The sequence below is a fragment of the Pseudomonas sp. H3_E04 genome, from assembly GCF_054668915.1.
On the sequence record NZ_CP162797.1, the window covers coordinates 4712258 to 4731031 of the forward strand.

An 18774-nucleotide genomic window follows, 5' to 3' on the forward strand; every position below is an offset into this window, starting at 1 on the left:
TTGGCTGGGGTGGTCTAGGCTTGGACGACTGGAACCCAAATCAAGGAGTGTGCGCTATGAGTCTGTTGAGCTTTGTGAAAGAGGCCGGGGAGAAGCTGATCGATCTGTTGACCCCGGGCAATGCCAACGCCAGTGAGCAGTTGAAGGAACATATCAGCAAGGTCGGGCTGGGCAATCCTAACGTGCAGGCGACCGTGGATGGCGACAAGGTGACGGTCACCGGTGAAGTGGCGAGCCAGGAAGAAAAGGAAAAGATCCTGCTTGCGGTAGGCAACATTTCGGGCGTAGGCAGCGTCGATGATCAGATCACCGTGACCGGCCCGGTCGTGGTGGCCGCCGAGTTTGTCGAGGTCAAGGCAGGTGACACGCTTAGTGCGATTTCGCTACGCGTCTATGGAAATGCCAACCAGTACCAGAAAATCTTCGATGCCAACAAACCGATGCTCAAGGATGTGAACAAGATCTATCCGGGACAAAAACTGCGCATTCCAAAATAACGCAGTCATGTAGGAGCTGCCGAAGGCTGCGATCTTTTGACTTTGATTTTTAAAATCAGGATCAAAAGATCGCAGCCTTCGGCAGCTCCTACAGGGATCAGAGTCCAGTAATCAGATCGCGATAATCCTCGACTGCGGCAAATTCTGCGGTGTCCCTCGGCCCTTTGCGGCTGTCCGGTTCTTTCACCGCGAGCAGATGCGCCACGCCAAAGTCCCTTGCACTGCGCAGGATCGGCAAGGTGTCATCGATAAACAGGCTGCGCGCCGGATCAAAACCGATGTCGGCCTGCAAGGCATCCCAGAACTGCGGGTTCTCTTTCGGATAACCATAGTCATGCGAGCTGATCAGCCGCTCGAAGTACGGCGCCAGTTCGATCCGTTCCAGTTTCAACGACAGCGAATCGCGATGCGCATTGGTGATCATGATCACCCGTTTGCCGGCGCGTTTGATTGCGTCGAGAAAGGTATCGGCATCCGCGCGCAGGGCGATCAAGTGCGCGGTTTCCTGTTTCAGTTCACGCACCGACAATTTCAGTTCCGTGCTCCAGAAATCCAGGCAATACCATTGCAACTGGCCGGCGTGGCGTTCGAACAATGGCTGCAACTCCAGCTCGGCCATGGCCCGGCTGATGCCGTGCAGTTCGGCGTAGCGCTGGGGCAGATGCTCGAGCCAGAAGTGGTTGTCGAAGTGCAGATCCAGAAGTGTGCCGTCCATGTCGAGCAGGACGGTATCGATCTCGGACCACGGTAAAGAAGGCATGGCAACGTCTCGAACGGTGAAAAGATATCCGACGCAAACAATCGGGAAAGCCGCGTTATAGTAGCGCGTTCACGCCAAGGAGCTTTGCATGCGCCAGAAACCCACCGTACTCGCCCGCGAGATCGTCGCCACCAGTCGCCTGTTTCGCGTCGAAGAGCTCAAGCTGCGATTTTCCAATGGCGTGGAGCGCACTTACGAGCGTCTGGTCGGCAAGGGTGCGGGCTACGGCGCGGTGATGATCGTCGCCATGCTTGATGCCGAACACGCGGTGTTGATCGAGGAATACTGCGGCGGCACCGACGAATACGAATTGTCTCTGCCCAAAGGCCTGATCGAGCCGGGCGAAGACGTGCTGGCAGCAGCCGAGCGGGAGCTCAAGGAAGAGGCCGGTTATGGCGCGCGTCAGCTGGAACATCTGACCGAACTGTCGCTGTCACCCGGTTACATGAGCCAGAAGATCCAAGTGGTGCTGGCCACCGATCTCTACGAAGAACGGCTGGAAGGCGATGAGCCGGAGCCGATGCGGGTCGACAAGGTCAACCTGCGCGAACTGTCGGCGCTGGCGCTCAATCCGCAATTTACCGAAGGCCGCGCATTGGCGGCACTGTATTTGACTCGTGACCTGCTGAGCCAGCGCGGGGTGTTCAGCTATGAGTGAGACGTCGATGAATTTTCCCCATCCGTTGATGGCACCGGTAATTGAGTTGGCGCTGCAGGCTGGCGAGGTAATTCTGCCGTTCTGGCGTGCCGGCATTGAAGTCACGGCCAAGTCCGATGATTCACCGGTGACGGCTGCCGATCTGGCTGCGCATCACCTTATCGTTGCCGGGCTGACGTCGCTGGATCCGAGCATTCCGGTGCTCTCGGAAGAGGACGCCAATATCCCGCAGAGCGTACGCGCCGGTTGGCAGCGCTGGTGGCTGGTGGATCCGCTGGACGGTACCAAGGAATTCATCAGTGGCAGCGAAGAATTCACCGTCAACATCGCGCTGATTGAAAACGGCCGGGTGGTGTTTGGCGTGGTGACGATGCCGACCAACGGGCGCTTTTACGTCGGCGGTAGCGGCCTGGGTGCCTGGCGCGGCGACAAGGACGCAACGCCAGTGACGATTCAGGTGCGCGCTGTGCCTGCACCGGGGGAGGCGTTCACCGTGGTCGCCAGCCGTCGACATTCAAGTCCCGAGCAAGAGCGGTTGCTGGCCGGGTTGAGCGCCAGTCTTGGTGAGTTGCAACTGGCCAGTATCGGCAGTTCCTTGAAGTTTTGTCTGCTGGCCGAAGGTGCTGCCGATTGCTATCCACGTCTTGCGCCGACTTCGCAGTGGGACACGGCGGCAGCGCAGGGGGTGCTGGAAGGCGCGGGGGGCGAGGTGCTGGATTTGAACGGCAAGGCGTTCAGTTATCCGCCGCGAGAATCGCTGTTGAATGAATTCTTTCTGGCACTGCCGGCGAAGGCTGCATGGCGTGCGCGACTGTTGGAGTTGGCACGCTCCTGAGATCAAAAGATCGTCCGAACGCGGCCCGAGTTCGGACGATCTTGTGCTTCACCGGTGCAAGACATATTGCCCGGTAAACCTCACCGCATCGTCCTCGCTTCCCGCATTCAGGATCCGCGTATCCAGCGTCAACCGTGCTCGCCCATAACGCCGATACATCGCCACAAAGCGCTTCCACACGGCCGCATCCGGTGCCGGACAGAGGGCCACGGCGTCACCGGTTACCGGCAGCGGATAACTGATCTGCCCTTCCTGAATGACGATGTGTCCGTCGGTAATCCCTTCTTCCTTCAAACGTAGATGCAACCAGCCCCAACCGGCCAGCACCGCGCCGCAGTACAGGCTGCCGCCAAACATGGTGCTCTTGTGATTGACGTTGGGTGCGAGGGGCAGGTGCAGGCTCAGTTGCTGCTCGCGCCACTCGAGCACCTCAAGACCCATCTCGGCGGTCAGCGGAATGTCGTGATGCAGCACCGTTTGCAGGTATTCGCTTTCGCTGCTCATTCGTTGTCGTCCCCGTGGCTGCTGTCGCCGAAATTCAGACCGTGTTTGCGCAGCTTGTCATGCAGAGTCTTGCGGGGAATACCCAAGGCTTCGGCGAGGCTGCGCACCGAGCTGTGCGAGCGCGCCAGTTCGGCGGCGATCAGCGATTTCTCGAAGTTTTCCACTTGCTCGCTGAGGCCGCCACTGACCACTTCTACCGGCGTGCCACCGCTGCCATCAGCGCTGTTGTCCAGTGCCAGCTCAAGCCCGAGGGCGAAGCGTTCGGCGGCATTTTGCAGTTCACGTACATTGCCCGGCCAGGTGTGGCGCAGCAGCAGGGCGCGTTGCGCCGGTTGCAGTTCGTGGGGCGGCAAGCCGTGGCGGGCGCTGGCTTCATCGGCGTAATGCTGGAACAGCACCAGTGCGTCTTCGCCGCGTTCGCGCAACGGTGGGATGCGCAGCGGCGCGACATTGAGGCGGTAATACAAGTCGGCGCGGAAGCGGCCCTGATCCGCTGCCTGGCGCAGGTCTTCCTTGGTCGCGGCAATGACGCGGATGTCCAGCGGGATCAACTGATTGCCGCCCAGGCGCTCGACGACCCGCTCCTGGAGCATGCGCAGCAGTTTCACTTGCACGTCCATGCTCATGCTTTCGATTTCGTCGAGAAACAGCGTGCCGCCGTTGGCGAATTCGAATTTGCCGATGCGACGCTTCTGCGCGCCGGTGAAGGCGCCGGGCTCGTGGCCGAACAGCTCGCTTTCCACCACCGATTCGGCCAGGGCGCCGGCGTTGATCGCCACGAACGGGCCATTGCGGCGGCTCGACAAATCATGCAGCGCGCGGGCCACCACCTCTTTGCCGGCACCGGTCTCGCCGAGGATCAGCACATCGGCCTTGGTCGCCGCCAGCGCACCGATCTGCTCACGCAGGCGCAGCATTGGCGTCGAGTGCCCCACCAGCCGCGCGCTCAGTTCGTTGCGGTCGCTCAAGGCCAGACGCAGGCTGCGGTTGTCCAGCACCAGCCGCCGTAACGAGAGGGCGCGACGAACGCTGTCGAGCAGCGCGTCGCTGGCGAAGGGTTTTTCCAGAAAATCGTAAGCGCCGGCGCGCATCGCTTGCACCGCCAGCGGTACGTCACCATGGCCGGTGATCAGCAGCACCGGTAACTCGGGGTCCTGGGCGTGCAACTCGCTTAACAGTTCGAGGCCGTCCATGCCCGGCATGCGGATGTCGCTGACCACCACGCCCGGCCAGTCACGCTCAAGTTGCGCGGCCAGGCCCTTGGCTTCGGACAGCGGCAGGATTTTCAGGCCGGCCAGGTCCAGGGTCTGGCCGAGGGCCTGGCGCAGGTGCGGATCGTCGTCGATCAACACTACCTGGATGCGATTGTCGATGGTCATGCACTTCGATCCTCGGACGGTTGCAGGCTGACTCCGGGCGCACCGGCGCGCAGGCGCAGGGTGATCAGGGCGCCGCCTTGCTTGTGGTTGGCGAACGACAGCTCGCCACCAAAGGCGCGCATCAGCGTTTCACAAATGGCCAGCCCCAGACCCAGACCCTGGGTGCGGGTCTTGGTGGTGTAAAAGGGCTCGCTGGCGCGGCCAAGAGCTTCCATGCAGAACCCGGGGCCGTTGTCGCGAATGTACAGATTGACGCCGTCGGCGGTGGCTTCGGCACTCAGCCACAATTTGCGCGGCGGGCCTTTTTCGGTCAGGGCATCGAGAGCATTGGCCAGCAGATTGCCCAGCACCTGGCGCAAGCGGGTTTCGCCGGCCTCGACCCACAGCGTGGCTGCGGGCAAGTCGCGGATCAGCTCAACTTCCATGCTGCGCCGACGTTTGGCGAGTAAGGCCAACGCGTCGTCCAGCGCCGGTTGCAGGGCGACGCTTTCCGGTGCGTGGCGATCGCGGCGGGCGAAGGCGCGCAGGTGGGCGATGATCGAGGCCATGCGCCCGGTCAGTTCGCTGATCAGCTTGAGGTTGCCACGCGCGTCGTCGGTGCGCTGATGATCGAGCAGCACTTCGGCGTTTTCCGCATAACTGCGAATCGCCGCCAGCGGCTGATTGAGTTCGTGACTGATGCTCGCCGACATGGTGCCCAGCGCCGACAGTTTGCCGGCCTGAACCAGATCGTCCTGAGCGCGCACCAGCTCCTGCTGGGCGTGCTCGCGCTCAAGCACCTCCTGCTTCAAACGGCGGTTGAGGCCTTCCAGATCACTGGTACGTTCGGCAACCCGACCCTCCAGCTCGCGGCGCGCCTTGGCCTCAAAAGCGATGCGCTCCAGGTAATGCCGGCGACGCTGCATCATCAGACCCACCAGCAGCATGACCACCAACAGCGTGGCGCCGCCGATCGCGACCACCGTGCGTACCGGGCGATCGATCAGTGTGCGCGGGGCGAGAATGCTTACGCTCCAGCCGGTTTCGGCGATGTCGTGAGTCTGCGTCAGCCAGGCGTCGGGGCTTAGATTCAGCGGCCGTGGTTCGCGGGTCGGGTAGGGCTGGATCGCGGTGATTGCAGCGCGCTCGGCATCGCTCAACCCGCGAGTGGAGCGGAAGCGCCATTCCGGACGCGACGTCAGGATGACCACGCCGTTATGGTCGGTGACCAACAATTGTTCCGGAGTTTTGCCCCACAGGCTTTCGGTGTGGTCGAGGTCGACCTTGATCACCAGCACGCCGATGATTTTCTCGCCGTTGCGCACCGCAGCGGCGAAAAAGTAGCCGCGTTTGGCCGAGGTGGTGCCGAGACCGAAGAAGCGTCCGAGGCGCCCGGCCATGGCTTCACTGAAATACGGGCGAAAGGCGAAATTGCGCCCGACGAAGCTGTCACGCTTGTCCCAGTTCGATGCCGCCAGGGTCTGGCCGGACGTGTCCATCAGGTACATGACTTCAGCGCCGGTCTGCGCAGCAATGTTTTTCAGCAGGCGATTGGCGTTGCCTTGGGTGACGCCGTCGTCCGGCGCACCAAGCACGGCACGCAGGGCCGGCAGATCGCCGAGAATCTGCGGCAACACTTCATAGCGATGCAGGGTACCGAGCAGGTTGGCGACATAGAGATCGAGGGTCTGGCGATTCTGCCCGGCGAGTTCGCTGCGGTAATAGCGTTCGGCGAGGTGTTCCAACGGCCATAGCAGCGGCGCCAGGCACAGGGCCAACAGCGCGAGGCTGCGCCAGCGAGGTCTGCGGGGGAGGGTTGGTTTCATGAGCCGGATGCGCCTGTAGGGACAGGCGCATTATGCCCGGCCTCAGGCGAAGACGTCAGCGTCCTTGAGCAGCGCGGCCGCCTGATCCTTGGCCGACAGCTTCGGCGCTTCGTCCAATTGCCAGTCGATGCCCAGCGCCGGGTCGTCCCAGCGAATGCTGCGCTCGGAAGTCGGGTCGTAGTAGTTGGTGGTCTTGTAGAGGAATTCGGCGAACTCGCTCAGCACCACGAAACCGTGAGCGAAACCTTCCGGTACCCACAGCTGACGATGGTTTTCCGCCGACAGGCGCACCGCCACCGATTTACCGAAATGCGGCGAGCTGCGACGAATGTCCACTGCCACGTCGAGCACTTCACCCACGGTCACGCGAACCAGTTTGCCCTGAGTGTTCTGCAACTGGTAATGCAGGCCACGCAGCACGCCTTTTTGCGAGCGCGAATGGTTGTCCTGGACAAATTGCGTATCCAGACCGGTGGCTTCCTGGAACGCCTTGGCGTTGAAACTCTCGTAGAAAAAACCGCGCTCGTCGCCGAACACCTTGGGTTCGATGATCAGAACACCGGGCAGGTCGGTGGTGATGACATTCATGAGGATTTCCAGTGATAGGTGTGAATGGCTGACATTCTTGCGCAAAGTGCTGCCGGGCGCGAGCGCGGACTGCGCCGTAGCGTCAATCGACCTCGCCAAAATACCAGCGTTCCTCTTCATAAGTCTGCCCATCCCAGCCTTCAACCTCGTAGCGCAAACCTCGTTCGCCCATGCCCTGTGGCAACACAAGCCCCCATTCCTGAGCCAGGCTTTTGCCGGTTTCGACATATTCGCTGTCGGAGGCCGGGATATGACCGCGGTGGTATTCCAGATCCGTATAGATACAGATTTCGCTGGAAAACATGCCGGGAACACAAAGGGCTGCGACCACTTTGCAATCAAGCGCATGCTCCGGGCGAGCCAGGCGAATGTGCTGTGCCGCGTCGATCAAGTGCTGGGCACATTGCCTTTTCAGATCGGTTGTTGCCTGTTTTCCTTCAACCATCGCCATGTGGATCGGAATTTTCCAGTTCCAGTATTTGTCCTCAAGAGTAAGGTCAGCTGGAAAATACCCCTCGAAATCGGCGGCCCAAGCGGCCAGAGCTCGCAAGCGGCGAGGGATATTGCGGACTTTTTTGTCCGTAAGGGCGAGGCGACGATGGGACATGACGTGGGCTTGCATCCGTGCTGTGAATTTGCGGCGCAGATTGCACAGAGCTGCACTGAAACACAATCTGAATGTCTTGTAGGAAAGTTTGCCTGGACGGCTTTCGGCGACGGCATTGCCGTTTTTCGTTTGACCGGCCAACGTCATGAGGGGTTGCGTAACCGCTGAGGCAATGGCGATATAAGCGCCTAATAAAACTTCAGGGGTCGTTTCATGCCGCTCGCCACGTTGATTCATCGCGCCAGTTTGCCCGGTCCGCAGGTTTCAGAGGCGCAGGCGCTGCAATGGCTGGCCGAACATTACGGGCTCAGCGGCACGCTGCAGGCGCTGGGCAGTCAGCAGGATCTGAATTATCGCGTCGACAGTGCGCGTGGGCGCTTCGTGTTGAAAGTCTGTCGTGGCGATTACGCCCTTGTGGAGCTGCAAGCCCAGCACGCAGGACTCAAATACTTGGCCGAGCACTCGGCGATCAAAGTACCGCGCGTGATCGCTGCCAATAACGGTGCAGATCTGTTGTCGCTGCAAGCCAATGGCGAAGCGGTACATGTTCGCTTGCTGGAGTACATCGAAGGGCAGCCGTTAACCAATTTCGCTCATCTTGGCCAGGACGTCGTCGCCGGGTTTGGCCGACTCTGTGGCGAGATGGATCTGGCGCTGGCAGGCTTCGATCACCCGGGCCTTGAGCGCACCTTGCAGTGGGACGCGCGTCACGCCAACGCTTTGATCGGTCATCTGATGCCGGTCATCACAGACGCGCAACAGCGTGCGGCGATCAGCGCTGCCGCCGAGCAGGCCGAGCGCCGTTTGCAGCCGTTGCTGGACAAACTGCCGGTGCAGGCGATTCACATGGATATCACCGATGACAACGTCGTCTGGGCGCGCGATACCCAGCGGCATTGGCAACTGCAGGGGGTTATCGACTTCGGTGATCTGGTACGCACTTGGCGCATCACCGATCTGTCGGTGACCTGTGCGGCATTGCTGCATCACGCCGATGGCGATCCGTTTGTCATCCTGCCAGCAGTCAAGGCGTATCACGCGGTCAATCCGTTGCAGTACGCAGAGTTGCAAGCGCTGTGGCCATTGATCGTGGCGCGATCGGCGGTGCTGGTGCTCAGTGGCGAGCAACAGGTGAGCATCGATCCCACCAATACCTACAGCCGCGACAATCTGAGTCATGAATGGGAGATATTCCGTGTCGCGACCTCGGTGCCACTGGCATTGATGGAGGCGGCCATTCTCACTGCCGTGGGCCAGACCTTACCGAGGAACGAACACGCAGAATTCGCGCCGCTGTTGCCCGCACTGGTCGGGCGCGAATTTGCGCTGATCGATCTGGGCGTGCTGAGCCCGCACTTCGAGGCTGGCAACTGGGAGCAGCCGGGCAGCGATCAGCGCTTGCTGACAGAAGCCGCAGCGGTGCATGGGCTGGCGGCGACGCGTTATGGCCAGTACCGCTTGTCACGTACTCGGCCGGACAGCGCGACTGAGCCGGACACGTTCCCATTGCATGTCGAATTGCGTGTGCCGTCTGGAAGCGAAGTGCAAACGCCGTTCGCCGGCGTTCTGAAGCAAGCGGCAAACGGTGCGCTGCAACTCGATGGCCCACAGTTCAGTGTTCGCCTGTGGGGCGTGACGCCGGTTCTTGACCATGGCGCGGGACTGGATAAAGGCCAGAAACTCGGTGAAGTCACTGGGCCGCTGATTGTGCAGTTGTGCCGAGAAGCAGAGCTCGACGCGCCACTGTTCTGCACGCCGTCCCGTGCATCCACGTGGCAGACGTTGTGCCCGTCGCCGGCGACCTTGCTCGGGCTGGCCTGCGACGCCGAGCCGGAGCTGGACGCGAAAACCCTGCTCGAACGCCGCGACGCCAGTTTCGCTCGCACGCAAAAACACTATTACGTCGATCCACCTCGTATTGAGCGCGGCTGGCGCAATCATTTGATCGACATGCACGGCCGATCCTATCTGGACATGCTCAACAACGTCGCGGTGCTCGGTCATGGTCATCCGCGCATGGCGGCGGTCGCGGCGCGGCAGTGGTCACTGCTCAATACCAACTCGCGCTTCAACTATGCGGCGGTGGCCGAGTTTTCCGAGCGCCTGCTGAAGCTGGCGCCGAAGGGTATGGATCGGGTGTTTCTGGTCAACAGCGGCAGCGAGGCCAATGATCTGGCGATCCGTCTGGCCTGGGCCTTCAGCGGCGGGCGCGACATGATCAGCGTGCTTGAGGCCTATCACGGCTGGACGGTCGGCGCCGACGCGGTTTCGACATCGATTGCCGACAACCCGAAAGCGCTCGACAGTCGTCCGGACTGGGTGCATCCAGTGCCGGCGCCGAATACTTATCGCGGCGAATACCGTGGCCCCGATTCGGCGCCGGATTACGTGCGCAGCGTCGACCATCACCTGCAGAAACTTGCCGAGCAAAAGCGCCAACTGGCCGGTTTCATCTGCGAGCCGGTTTACGGTAATGCCGGGGGCATTTCTTTACCGCCGGGCTATTTGCCGCAGGTGTATGAAAAGGTCCGCGCGCAGGGCGGGGTGTGCATCGCCGATGAAGTACAGGTCGGTTACGGGCGCATGGGCCATTTTTTCTGGGGTTTCGAAGAGCAGGGCGTGGTGCCGGACATCATCACCATGGCCAAAGGCATGGGTAACGGTCAGCCACTTGGCGCGGTGATCACTCGCCGGGAAATCGCCGAGGCGCTGGAGGCCGAGGGGTATTTCTTTTCATCGGCGGGCGGCAGTCCAGTCAGTTGCCAGATCGGCATGGCGGTGCTCGATGTGATGGAAGAAGAAAAACTCTGGGAGAACGCCCAGGTGGTCGGCGGCCACTTCAAGGCGCGCCTGGAAGCGTTGATCGATAAACATCCGCTGGTCGGCGCGGTGCACGGCTCCGGGTTTTATCTGGGGCTGGAGCTGATCCGCAATCGCCAGACGCTGGAACCGGCAACTGCCGAGACTGCATTGCTGTGTGATCGCCTGCGTGAGCTGGGGATTTTCATGCAGCCGACCGGCGATGACTTGAATATCCTCAAGATCAAGCCACCGATGGTGACGTCGCGCCAGAGTGTGGATTTCTTCGTCGATATGCTGGATCGGGTGCTTACCGAGGGCCTGTAAGCAAGGCACATCCCCTGTGGGAGCGAGCCTGCTCGCGAAAGTTGTGTATCCGCCGCCACATGCGGTGGCCTGACACAGCGCATTCGCGAGCAGGCTCGCTCCCACATTTGTTTTCGGCTTTAAATTCGATTTGTATCGATCTTATTAAGCATTTAAATAGGATGTTTCCCGATTTGTAGCTTTTAATGCGGATATTTATCGGTTATAAAGTCGCCATTGCTCCGGCATGGCGATCTCTTGTCCGGTGCGCGCGTTTTCTTTTCGGTTGAATTCTTCAACCGTCAAAGCACTAGCCCGGAGATGATTCATGAGCCGTATCGTTACCGTCGCCGCCACGCAGATGGCCTGTTCTTGGGACCTGGAAGCCAACCTCGAAACCGCTGAAAGACTGGTCCGCGAAGCCGCCGCCAAAGGCGCGCAGATCATCCTTATCCAGGAACTGTTCGAAGCGCCGTACTTCTGCCAGAAGCCGAATCCGGATTACCTGCAACTGGCAACGACGGTGGAAGACAACGTCGCCATCAAGCATTTTCAGAAAATCGCCAAGGAGTTGCAGGTGGTGCTGCCGATCAGCTTCTACGAACTGGCAGGCCGCGCGCGTTTCAACAGCATCGCGATCATCGACGCCGACGGCAGCAACCTCGGGATTTATCGTAAAAGCCACATTCCCGACGGCCCGGGCTATCACGAGAAGTATTACTTCAACCCGGGCGACACCGGCTTCAAGGTGTGGAATACCCGTTACGCGAAAATCGGCGTCGGTATCTGCTGGGACCAGTGGTTTCCGGAAGCGGCGCGCAGCATGGCCCTGCAAGGCGCGGAAATTCTCTTTTATCCAACCGCAATCGGCAGCGAGCCGCATGACAAGACCATCTCGTCGCGCGATCACTGGCAGCGGGTGCAGCAGGGCCATGCCGGCGCCAACCTGATGCCGCTGATCGCCAGTAACCGCATCGGCAATGAAGAGCAGGACGGCTACGACATCACCTTTTACGGCTCGTCGTTCATCGCCAACCAGTTTGGCGAAAAAGTGCAGGAGCTGAATAAAACCGAAGAAGGTATTCTTGTGCACACGTTCAACCTCGACGAGCTGGAACATATTCGCAGCGCGTGGGGTTCATTCCGCGACCGCCGGCCGAATCTGTACGGCGCGTTGAAAACCCTCGACGGTTCCCTGGAGTCCTGATGACCACATTGAAAAGTACCCCGCGCGCCGACGGCTTCTACATGCCGGCCGAGTGGGCGCCACAAACCCAGACCTGGATGATCTGGCCCGAGCGCCCGGACAACTGGCGTCTGGGCGGCAAGCCGGCGCAGGCCGCGCACGCCGCCGTGGCCAAAGCCATCGCCCGCTTCGAGCCGGTGACCGTTGCCGTCTCCGCCGGCCAGTACGAAAACGCCCGCGCGCGCCTCGATGTGCCGAATATCCGCGTGGTGGAAATGTCCAGCGACGACGCCTGGGTTCGCGACAGCGGCCCGACCTTCGTCATCAACAACCAGGGCGAAGTGCGCGGCGTTAATTGGGATTTCAATGCCTGGGGTGGTTTCGATGGCGGCCTGTATGCGCCATGGAATCGCGATTCGCAGGTCGGCGGCAAGATCCTCGAGATCGAGCGCAGCCCGCGTTATCGCACTGAAGGTTTCGTACTCGAAGGCGGCTCGATTCATGTCGACGGCGAAGGCACGCTGATCACTACTGAAGAATGCCTCCTGAACCGCAATCGCAATCCGCACCTGAGCCGCGAAGAAATCGAGGCCGTACTCAGCGACAACCTGTGCGTAGACAAGATCATCTGGCTGCCGGACGGCCTGTTCAATGATGAAACCGACGGCCATGTGGATAACTTCTGCTGCTACGTGCGTCCGGGCGAAGTGCTGCTGGCATGGACCGATGATCCGCAGGACCCGAACTACCCGCGCTGCCAGGCCGCAATGCAAGTGCTGCAAAGCAGCACCGACGCCAAGGGCCGCCCGTTCACGGTGCACAAAATGCCGATTCCGGGGCCGCTGTATGCGACCGAAGAAGAATGCGCCGGGGTTGATGCGGTGGACGGTTCGCAGGAACGCAATCCTTCCGTGCGTCTGGCCGGTTCCTACGTGAACTTCCTGATCGTCAACGGCGGCATCATCGCGCCGAGCTTCGACGACCCGATGGACGCGCCGGCCAGGGAAATCCTGCAGAAGCTGTTCCCACAGCACGAAGTGGTGATGGTACCGGGCCGCGAACTGTTACTGGGCGGCGGCAATATTCACTGCCTTACCCAACAGCAGCCAGCGCCGCACAAAGAGTGAGTTGAGTCGTAACAGCTTGAGTTGGTTAGTAAAACAGCGACGCAACGTTTAGCTCGCCAGGCATGAAAGCAAGCCCGCAGCCCATCAGGACTGCGGGCTTTTTTATGTGCGCTTGTCGGGAATCCGTGCGCCTTGGCATACCTCTTGTATTGCTCCTGGTGCACTAGGGAGGGCGGGGAACTTCAACAGTTCTGTCACAAACCTTGGATAACTTAGCCGCTCATGAACGGGGAGAGAGCGCTGAAATGAACGCCGAAATGAACGTAGTCAGCGAGCGGACTGTGCATCCCATGGCCGTCAACGGCGAATCGCTCCAGCTGGTCGCGCACTGGTTGAAGTCCAATGGAACGCGTCAGATCAGACAACCTGATCCGCGCCGGATGATGATCGAGCGTTATCCCGCTGGCTTGTTTAGCGAGGCCGAGCTGGAAGCCTTGTGGGATGTGATGGAAGGATAGGAACAACAGGGATTGGTCAAAAGCGCTGCCGGGATGGCGGCGCTTTTTTTGCCTGAATTTTATCTACAGGTATTCACAGGTGGGAGCGAGCCTGCTCGCGAAGACGTCAGCCCTGCCAATGACTTCACTGAGTGACCCACCGATTTCGCGAGCAGGTTCGCTCCCACAATTCAAACTCCCTGTTTAATTCGTTTTTTCTGCAACAGCCCAGCAAAAAAATTACCTTTCTTAGACGTTTTTCGCCTATTTAAAGACGATTCTTGAAATTGACACACAGTTCAGGGCGCGGCTACGATTCGGCCCAACGCCTGTGGCTAACCGCCATGACTCAAAATAAAGAGCAGGCCCGCCATGACGTTAACGTCGGCGGGCTTTTTTGTTTCGGGGTGAATACAAGAGTGCAGAAAGCGCCGTTTCAGCCGTTCGACACAGCGCGTTTCAACCCGTAATAAGGAAAACAAAATGTTGAACAAGCGAATCAGTCTGATCGCACTGGGGATGTTGAGTGCTACACAGGCCATGGCTAACGACCAGGCCGAATCCAAGGGTTTCGTTGAAGACAGCAGCCTCAAAGTGCTGTTGCGCAACGCCTACATCAATCGTGATTACAAAGACGGCCGCCCGGACAAAGCCGAGTGGGGCCAGGCGGCAATCGGCACGTTCTCGTCCGGCTTCACCCAAGGCACCGTAGGTGTCGGTGTTGACGCCTTTGGTTTGTACGCGCTGCGTCTGGACGGCGGCAAAGGTCGCACCGGCGCGCAAGGCATCGACTTCTTCAAACAGGAAAATGACGGTCGCGCGAACCACGACATCGCCAAGGGCGGTGCTGCGGTCAAGTTCCGCGTGTCCAACACCGTACTGACCTACGGTGATCAGATGCCGGCCCTGCCGGTGCTGAGCTACGACAACGTGCGTCTGCTGCCGGAAAGCTATACCGGTACGTTGATCACTTCCCGTGAAATCCAAGGCCTGGAATTGAACGCCGGCCGCTTCACCGCCGAGTCGCGCAAGAGCGATGAAGGCCGTGACAGCGGCGGTCTGAAGTCGATCAACGTGTTGGGCGGCAGCTATCAGTTCACCGAACACTTCAAAGGCGCGCTGTACGCCTCCGACGTTGAAGACGTCTTGAAGAAACAGTACGTGAACGCCAACTACGTGATTCCGTTCAACAAGGATCAGTCGCTGACCCTGGACTTCAACGGCTATCGCACCAAGCTGGACAACTCCTATGTCCGCGAAAACGGTGTAACTGGCGACGACAATAAGATCTGGAGCCTGGCAGCCACCTTCGCCACCGGCCCGCACTCGTTCACCGTGGCGCATCAGCGTTCCACTGGCGACAGCAACCTGGGCTACGCCTATGGCGGCTACCAGAAAGATCAGGGTCGTGTCGGCGACGGTGGTAACTCCATCTATCTGGCCAACTCCTACTGGTCTGACTTCAACGCCGAAGACGAACGCAGCTGGCAGCTGGGTTACGGCCTGGACTTTGGTTCGTTCGGCGTTCCGGGTCTGAGCTACAACTTCGCTTACGTGCGCGGCGACAACATCACCACGTCCACCAGCGAAGGTGGCACCGAGCGCGAGATCTTCAACCAGTTCAAGTACGTCGTGCAAAGTGGCCCGGCCAAAGACCTGAGCGTGAAGTTGCGCAGCTCGATCCTGCGCGTATCGCAGAAATCCAGCGAGTACAACGTCAGCGGTAACGAGCTGCGTGTATTCGTGGACTATCCGATCAACATCTTCTGATGATCGATCCGCTGTAAGAAAAATGAGAAAACCCCGATTCGTTCGGGGTTTTTTTTCGACGGTTTTTTAGCGAAAACCGGAAATAACCGGTGTTCTTGTCATGTAAAAGTCGTTTTTCAAGCGCTGCAGATTCCGTTTCAAGCAGTACTTCAAATGCCTGAAATTCTTTCTCATGGACGCAAATTCTCCACCCAATAGATTAGGGCGTTCAACGCAGCGGAGAATTGGGTAATGATCGTTTTGAACAGAGAAGTGGGCGAATCGCTACGGCGCGACAAGTTTGTCAACGTCCAGGGTGGTGACTTCAATCTCTACGGTCATTTTGCCGACTTCGTCAGACTGACCAAAAGTTGGGAAAACATGGAGCCTGACAGCTACTACGGTCAGGCCGAGGCCGGCATGCGTTACCGTCGTTACAGCGACTTTGAATACAACCCGAAAACCCGTGAGCTCAAACAACTTGAGCATCGCGCTTACGTGCAATCGAAAGAGAACAACGCTTACGTCGGCGGCGTGGTGCGGCACTTTCAGGACTTTTCCGAGGAAGTGATTTCTTCACCGGTGATGCGCAGCCTGATCGACACCGATTTCGAAGTGTACAAAAGTGTGCTGCCGGAAGAGTTGCACGATGAAATCTGGCAGTGCCAGATCCATCAGATCCGCATCGAGATCAAACCCGGCAAACAGCTGGAAATCACTCCTGAAGGTATTCATTGCGACGGCTATCCGTTCAGTGGTGTGCACTTCTGGGGCCGCAGTAACGTAGAGGGTGCCGAGAGTCGACTGTACGACATCCACGAGCATCAACTGGCGGCGACCACCTACGAGGAAATTCTCGACACCACGTACTTCCTCGATCGCGACATGCGCCATTACGTGACCCCGGCGCGCAATACCCACACCCATGCCATGGCGTACCGGCAGATTCTGGCGATTTCCTTCTCGCGGCCCGGGACCGCTTTCGACATTGTTCGCTAATCAGATCACCCCAATCGACGGCGTCGAGTGCTCGATGCCAGTGGTCCTGCGCCGCGCCACCGCCAAGGATGCGCAACGCATGGAGCGCTTCTTCCGCCAGTTCGACGAAGTGTCGTTCTGCGAATGGCAGGACGCCAAATGCCTGCGCGGCGTGTTGATCCAGAAAACCACCACGGCGTATCTGGCTTTCGATGTGGACGGCGAGATCGTCGGCGCGGTGCTTGGTGGCATGCTTGGCAGTCGTGGCACGATCAATCATCTGGCCGTCAGCCCGCGCTACCGCAGCCAGGGCGTTGGTCAGCGTCTGGTCGAAGCGGCGTCGTCCGACATGAAACGGGTCGGGGTGCTGCGGATGTTTCTGTTCGTCGACGATGCTAACCTCGCGGGCAAGCGATTCTGGACCGCCCAGGGTTTTTGCGAGCCTCACGGCGAACGGACATTTGAGAGGGATCTATGAATGAAAGGTCCGGCAGCGCGCCGCTGATGGCGACTCATCAGCCGTCGCGCACGTTTGCCGAAGCCAGCCCGGTGGTCGCCGGGTATTTCACCGTGTCGTTTGTCTTCGGGTTGATGGCGGTCAACGCCGGCCTGCCGATGTGGCTGCCGGTGGCGATGTGCTTGTTTGTCTATGCCGGCGCTTCGCAGTTCGCCGCGCTGGCGCTGATCTCCAGTGGCGCATCGCTGACGACCATTGTGCTGACCACGTTTCTGATCAATGCGCGGCACATGCTGATGTCGGTGTACATGGCCAAGGCCCTGCGCGCGCTGGGTTTGAGTCGCATGGAGCGTTGGGCTTACGCCGGTGGCCTGACGGATGAATCCTTCGCCTTTCATAGCGTCAAGCTCGGCACGGGCGCACCGGTCAACGTGCGTTACCTGATCGGCTTCAACCTGTTTTGCCACACCTCGTGGGTGCTCGGCGGTTTGCTTGGCGCGGTCTGCGCGCAGTACGCGGCGCACTTGATCAAGTATCAGCTCGACTACGCGCTGACGGCGATGATGCTCTACGTGCTGGTCTCGCTGTGCAACACGCGCAACAAACTGATCGCTGCCGCTGCCGCCGTGGTCTGCATGGGTGCGCTGAGCCTGATCGGCAGTTCGCCCTTCAACGTATTTATCGCCACGTTTGTGGGCTGCGGAGTGGGTGTATGCCTGACCAAACGTTCCTGATTCTCGTGGTGGTGCTGATGATGGCCGTGACCTTTCTGCCACGCGCCTTGCCGCTGCAGATCAACACCGAACACTGGCCGCCGTTCGTGGCGCGGGCGCTGGAATATCTGCCGGTGGCGATCGTCGCTGCGATCAGCCTCACGCCCTTGTTGATCAAGGACCGGCAGATCCAGCTCGATCGCCCGGAATTCTATGCCGCGATTCCGACGTTGCTATGTGCGTATTTCAGCAAAAACCTCTTTCTCAGTGTGGCGGTGGGGACGGCTGCGTACATTGCGCTCGGTTCGTTCATGTAGCGGCAGATCAACGACGTCGTTCAGCGCCTGGTGGGACAACTCCGGATTGTTCACCGCCAGGCGCACTTCGAGGAAATCCTCGAAACCGGGAAAAATCGTCAGGCCGTTCTTCTGCGCCGCTTCCCGCGAGACCATGCCGACTGCGTCCATCTGCGTGATCAACGACAGCGTCAGGGTTTCGCTGCACGAATAAACCATGCGCTGGCCGTTCTCGTGATTGCCCAATCCGGCGTCGAGAAAGCGCAAGAAGCTGTGGGAATACGGACAATCTTCCGCGGGACGCACCTGAAACTTGTTGCCCAGCAAGGTCAGCGGATCGTTTTCCTGACCGCAATGCGCACCGACCACCTGCACCTGCACATCCGGCAGCACGATGCTCGGTAGCCCCGGCCGCTGCGGGCCGATCAGCACCGCCAGATCGAAATCCTCATTCTTCAGCTTGCTGAGATTCTCCATCGACTCGGCATAGCTGAATTCCATCTGGTAATCGGGAAATACCTCGATCAGGCGTCCGATCATGCGCCGGTTGAAATCAGGCGACAGGGTGTTGTTCAACGCCACCTTCAAAGTCCGCTGCCCGGGTACCTTCAGCGCCTCGACCTTTTCTTCCATCTGTCGCGTGGCAATCAACACTTTGTCGATGTAAGGCGTGAGCTCCGTGCCTTGCGGCGTCAGCGTCAGACCCTTGTTGGAACGGCGAAACAAGCGGAAACCGAACTGCTCTTCGACCTTGTTCAACTGTGCGGCCAACGCCTGCACGGTCAGGCACGAATGCTCGGCTGCAGCCGACAACGAGCCGGTCTGCACGATGCGCATGAGGTTGCGTAAGGTTCTGCTATCCATGGGTAATGCCCTCTGAAGTGGGCTGGGTATTGTTGTTTACGAAACGACCGAAACGGCGCCATATGCCGGCTATATTCCTGCACCTGAGCATAGTTGTCGCGGATTTAGTAGCGAATTGATTTCTCCGCCGATGGCTGGAGGCTGACAGAGGATCGGGGTTTTTGCTGGGATGGAGGTGACGGAGATCAAAAAATGTGCGCAAGCGTATGGATTTTTCAGTCTGCACGGC

19 protein-coding genes are annotated in these 18774 nt (G+C 59.5%); 12 read left to right on the plus strand and 7 right to left on the minus strand.

The genetic code is table 11. From position 1 onward, the window contains the following. Window positions 1-56: 56 nt before the first annotated feature. The gene (lysM, locus tag AB4N53_RS21260; RefSeq protein WP_460122938.1) at window positions 57-497 is read left to right on the plus strand and encodes a peptidoglycan-binding protein LysM; all 441 of its coding nucleotides are present in this window, start codon (window positions 57-59) and stop codon (window positions 495-497) included. 97 nt (window positions 498-594) lie between these two features. On the opposite strand, the gene yrfG is transcribed toward lysM, so the two are convergent. Further along, window positions 595-1257, minus strand: a complete 663-nt coding sequence (yrfG, locus tag AB4N53_RS21265; RefSeq protein WP_460122941.1) for a GMP/IMP nucleotidase — start codon at window positions 1255-1257, stop codon at window positions 595-597. Window positions 1258-1345: 88 nt separating this feature from the next. On the opposite strand from yrfG, the gene nudE reads away from it, so the two are divergent. Both nudE and cysQ read left to right on the plus strand, forming a co-directional pair. Continuing rightward, window positions 1346-1915, plus strand: a complete 570-nt coding sequence (nudE, locus tag AB4N53_RS21270; protein WP_130910858.1) for an ADP compounds hydrolase NudE — start codon at window positions 1346-1348, stop codon at window positions 1913-1915. Window positions 1916-1922: 7 nt separating this feature from the next. Beyond that, entirely contained in the window at window positions 1923-2750 is an 828-nt protein-coding gene (gene cysQ, locus AB4N53_RS21275; protein ID WP_460125213.1) for a 3'(2'),5'-bisphosphate nucleotidase CysQ, read from the plus strand. Between the two features lie 48 nt (window positions 2751-2798). On the opposite strand, the gene AB4N53_RS21280 is transcribed toward cysQ, so the two are convergent. The 5 genes from AB4N53_RS21280 to AB4N53_RS21300 form a co-directional block, all read right to left on the minus strand. Further along, complete coding sequence (locus AB4N53_RS21280) at window positions 2799-3254, minus strand: YiiD C-terminal domain-containing protein (RefSeq protein WP_460122945.1); 456 nt, start codon at window positions 3252-3254, stop codon at window positions 2799-2801. Beyond that, a complete protein-coding gene (locus AB4N53_RS21285; RefSeq protein WP_460122948.1) occupies window positions 3251-4633 on the minus strand; it encodes a sigma-54-dependent transcriptional regulator in 1383 nt (460 codons plus the stop codon). Before AB4N53_RS21285 ends, AB4N53_RS21280 begins: the two co-directional genes overlap by 4 nt. Next, window positions 4630-6438 carry a sensor histidine kinase gene (locus tag AB4N53_RS21290; RefSeq protein WP_460122951.1) on the minus strand — a complete coding sequence of 603 codons (1809 nt, stop codon included), beginning with the start codon at window positions 6436-6438 and terminating at the stop codon, window positions 4630-4632. Before AB4N53_RS21290 ends, AB4N53_RS21285 begins: the two co-directional genes overlap by 4 nt. A gap of 42 nt (window positions 6439-6480) precedes the next feature. Beyond that, entirely contained in the window at window positions 6481-7026 is a 546-nt protein-coding gene (gene rfbC, locus AB4N53_RS21295) for a dTDP-4-dehydrorhamnose 3,5-epimerase (RefSeq protein ID WP_460122954.1), read from the minus strand. Window positions 7027-7108: 82 nt separating this feature from the next. After that, window positions 7109-7870 carry a DUF3916 domain-containing protein gene (locus AB4N53_RS21300; RefSeq protein WP_460122957.1) on the minus strand — a complete coding sequence of 254 codons (762 nt, stop codon included), beginning with the start codon at window positions 7868-7870 and terminating at the stop codon, window positions 7109-7111. Here AB4N53_RS21300 and AB4N53_RS21305 point away from each other — a divergent pair. The 9 genes from AB4N53_RS21305 to AB4N53_RS21345 all read left to right on the plus strand — a co-directional run bounded on the left by AB4N53_RS21305 (window position 7847) and on the right by AB4N53_RS21345 (window position 17702). Then, complete coding sequence (locus AB4N53_RS21305; RefSeq protein WP_460122960.1) at window positions 7847-10759, plus strand: aminotransferase; 2913 nt, start codon at window positions 7847-7849, stop codon at window positions 10757-10759. The genes AB4N53_RS21300 and AB4N53_RS21305 overlap by 24 nt on opposite strands. Window positions 10760-11066: 307 nt before the next feature. Beyond that, window positions 11067-11945, plus strand: coding sequence for an N-carbamoylputrescine amidase (gene aguB / locus AB4N53_RS21310; protein ID WP_460122963.1), 879 nt, complete (start codon window positions 11067-11069; stop codon window positions 11943-11945). Next, window positions 11945-13051, plus strand: coding sequence for an agmatine deiminase (gene aguA, locus AB4N53_RS21315; protein WP_460122966.1), 1107 nt, complete (start codon window positions 11945-11947; stop codon window positions 13049-13051). Before aguB ends, aguA begins: the two co-directional genes overlap by 1 nt. Before the next feature lie 245 nt (window positions 13052-13296). Further along, a complete protein-coding gene (locus AB4N53_RS21320; protein ID WP_460122969.1) occupies window positions 13297-13509 on the plus strand; it encodes a hypothetical protein in 213 nt (70 codons plus the stop codon). A gap of 462 nt (window positions 13510-13971) precedes the next feature. Next, window positions 13972-15258 carry an OprD family porin gene (locus tag AB4N53_RS21325; RefSeq protein ID WP_460122972.1) on the plus strand — a complete coding sequence of 429 codons (1287 nt, stop codon included), beginning with the start codon at window positions 13972-13974 and terminating at the stop codon, window positions 15256-15258. Window positions 15259-15489: 231 nt separating this feature from the next. Beyond that, on the plus strand, window positions 15490-16236 hold the full coding sequence (locus tag AB4N53_RS21330; RefSeq protein ID WP_460122975.1) for a 2OG-Fe dioxygenase family protein: 747 nt from the start codon (window positions 15490-15492) through the stop codon (window positions 16234-16236). Between the two features lie 79 nt (window positions 16237-16315). After that, window positions 16316-16693, plus strand: coding sequence for a GNAT family N-acetyltransferase (locus AB4N53_RS21335; protein WP_042608609.1), 378 nt, complete (start codon window positions 16316-16318; stop codon window positions 16691-16693). Continuing rightward, on the plus strand, window positions 16690-17406 hold the full coding sequence (locus tag AB4N53_RS21340) for an AzlC family ABC transporter permease (RefSeq protein ID WP_016772152.1): 717 nt from the start codon (window positions 16690-16692) through the stop codon (window positions 17404-17406). Before AB4N53_RS21335 ends, AB4N53_RS21340 begins: the two co-directional genes overlap by 4 nt. Then, the gene (locus AB4N53_RS21345) at window positions 17385-17702 is read left to right on the plus strand and encodes an AzlD domain-containing protein (protein ID WP_024011198.1); all 318 of its coding nucleotides are present in this window, start codon (window positions 17385-17387) and stop codon (window positions 17700-17702) included. Before AB4N53_RS21340 ends, AB4N53_RS21345 begins: the two co-directional genes overlap by 22 nt. On the opposite strand, the gene AB4N53_RS21350 is transcribed toward AB4N53_RS21345, so the two are convergent. Beyond that, the gene (locus AB4N53_RS21350) at window positions 17619-18545 is read right to left on the minus strand and encodes a LysR family transcriptional regulator (RefSeq protein WP_460122978.1); all 927 of its coding nucleotides are present in this window, start codon (window positions 18543-18545) and stop codon (window positions 17619-17621) included. The genes AB4N53_RS21345 and AB4N53_RS21350 overlap by 84 nt on opposite strands. Window positions 18546-18774 lie beyond the last annotated feature (229 nt).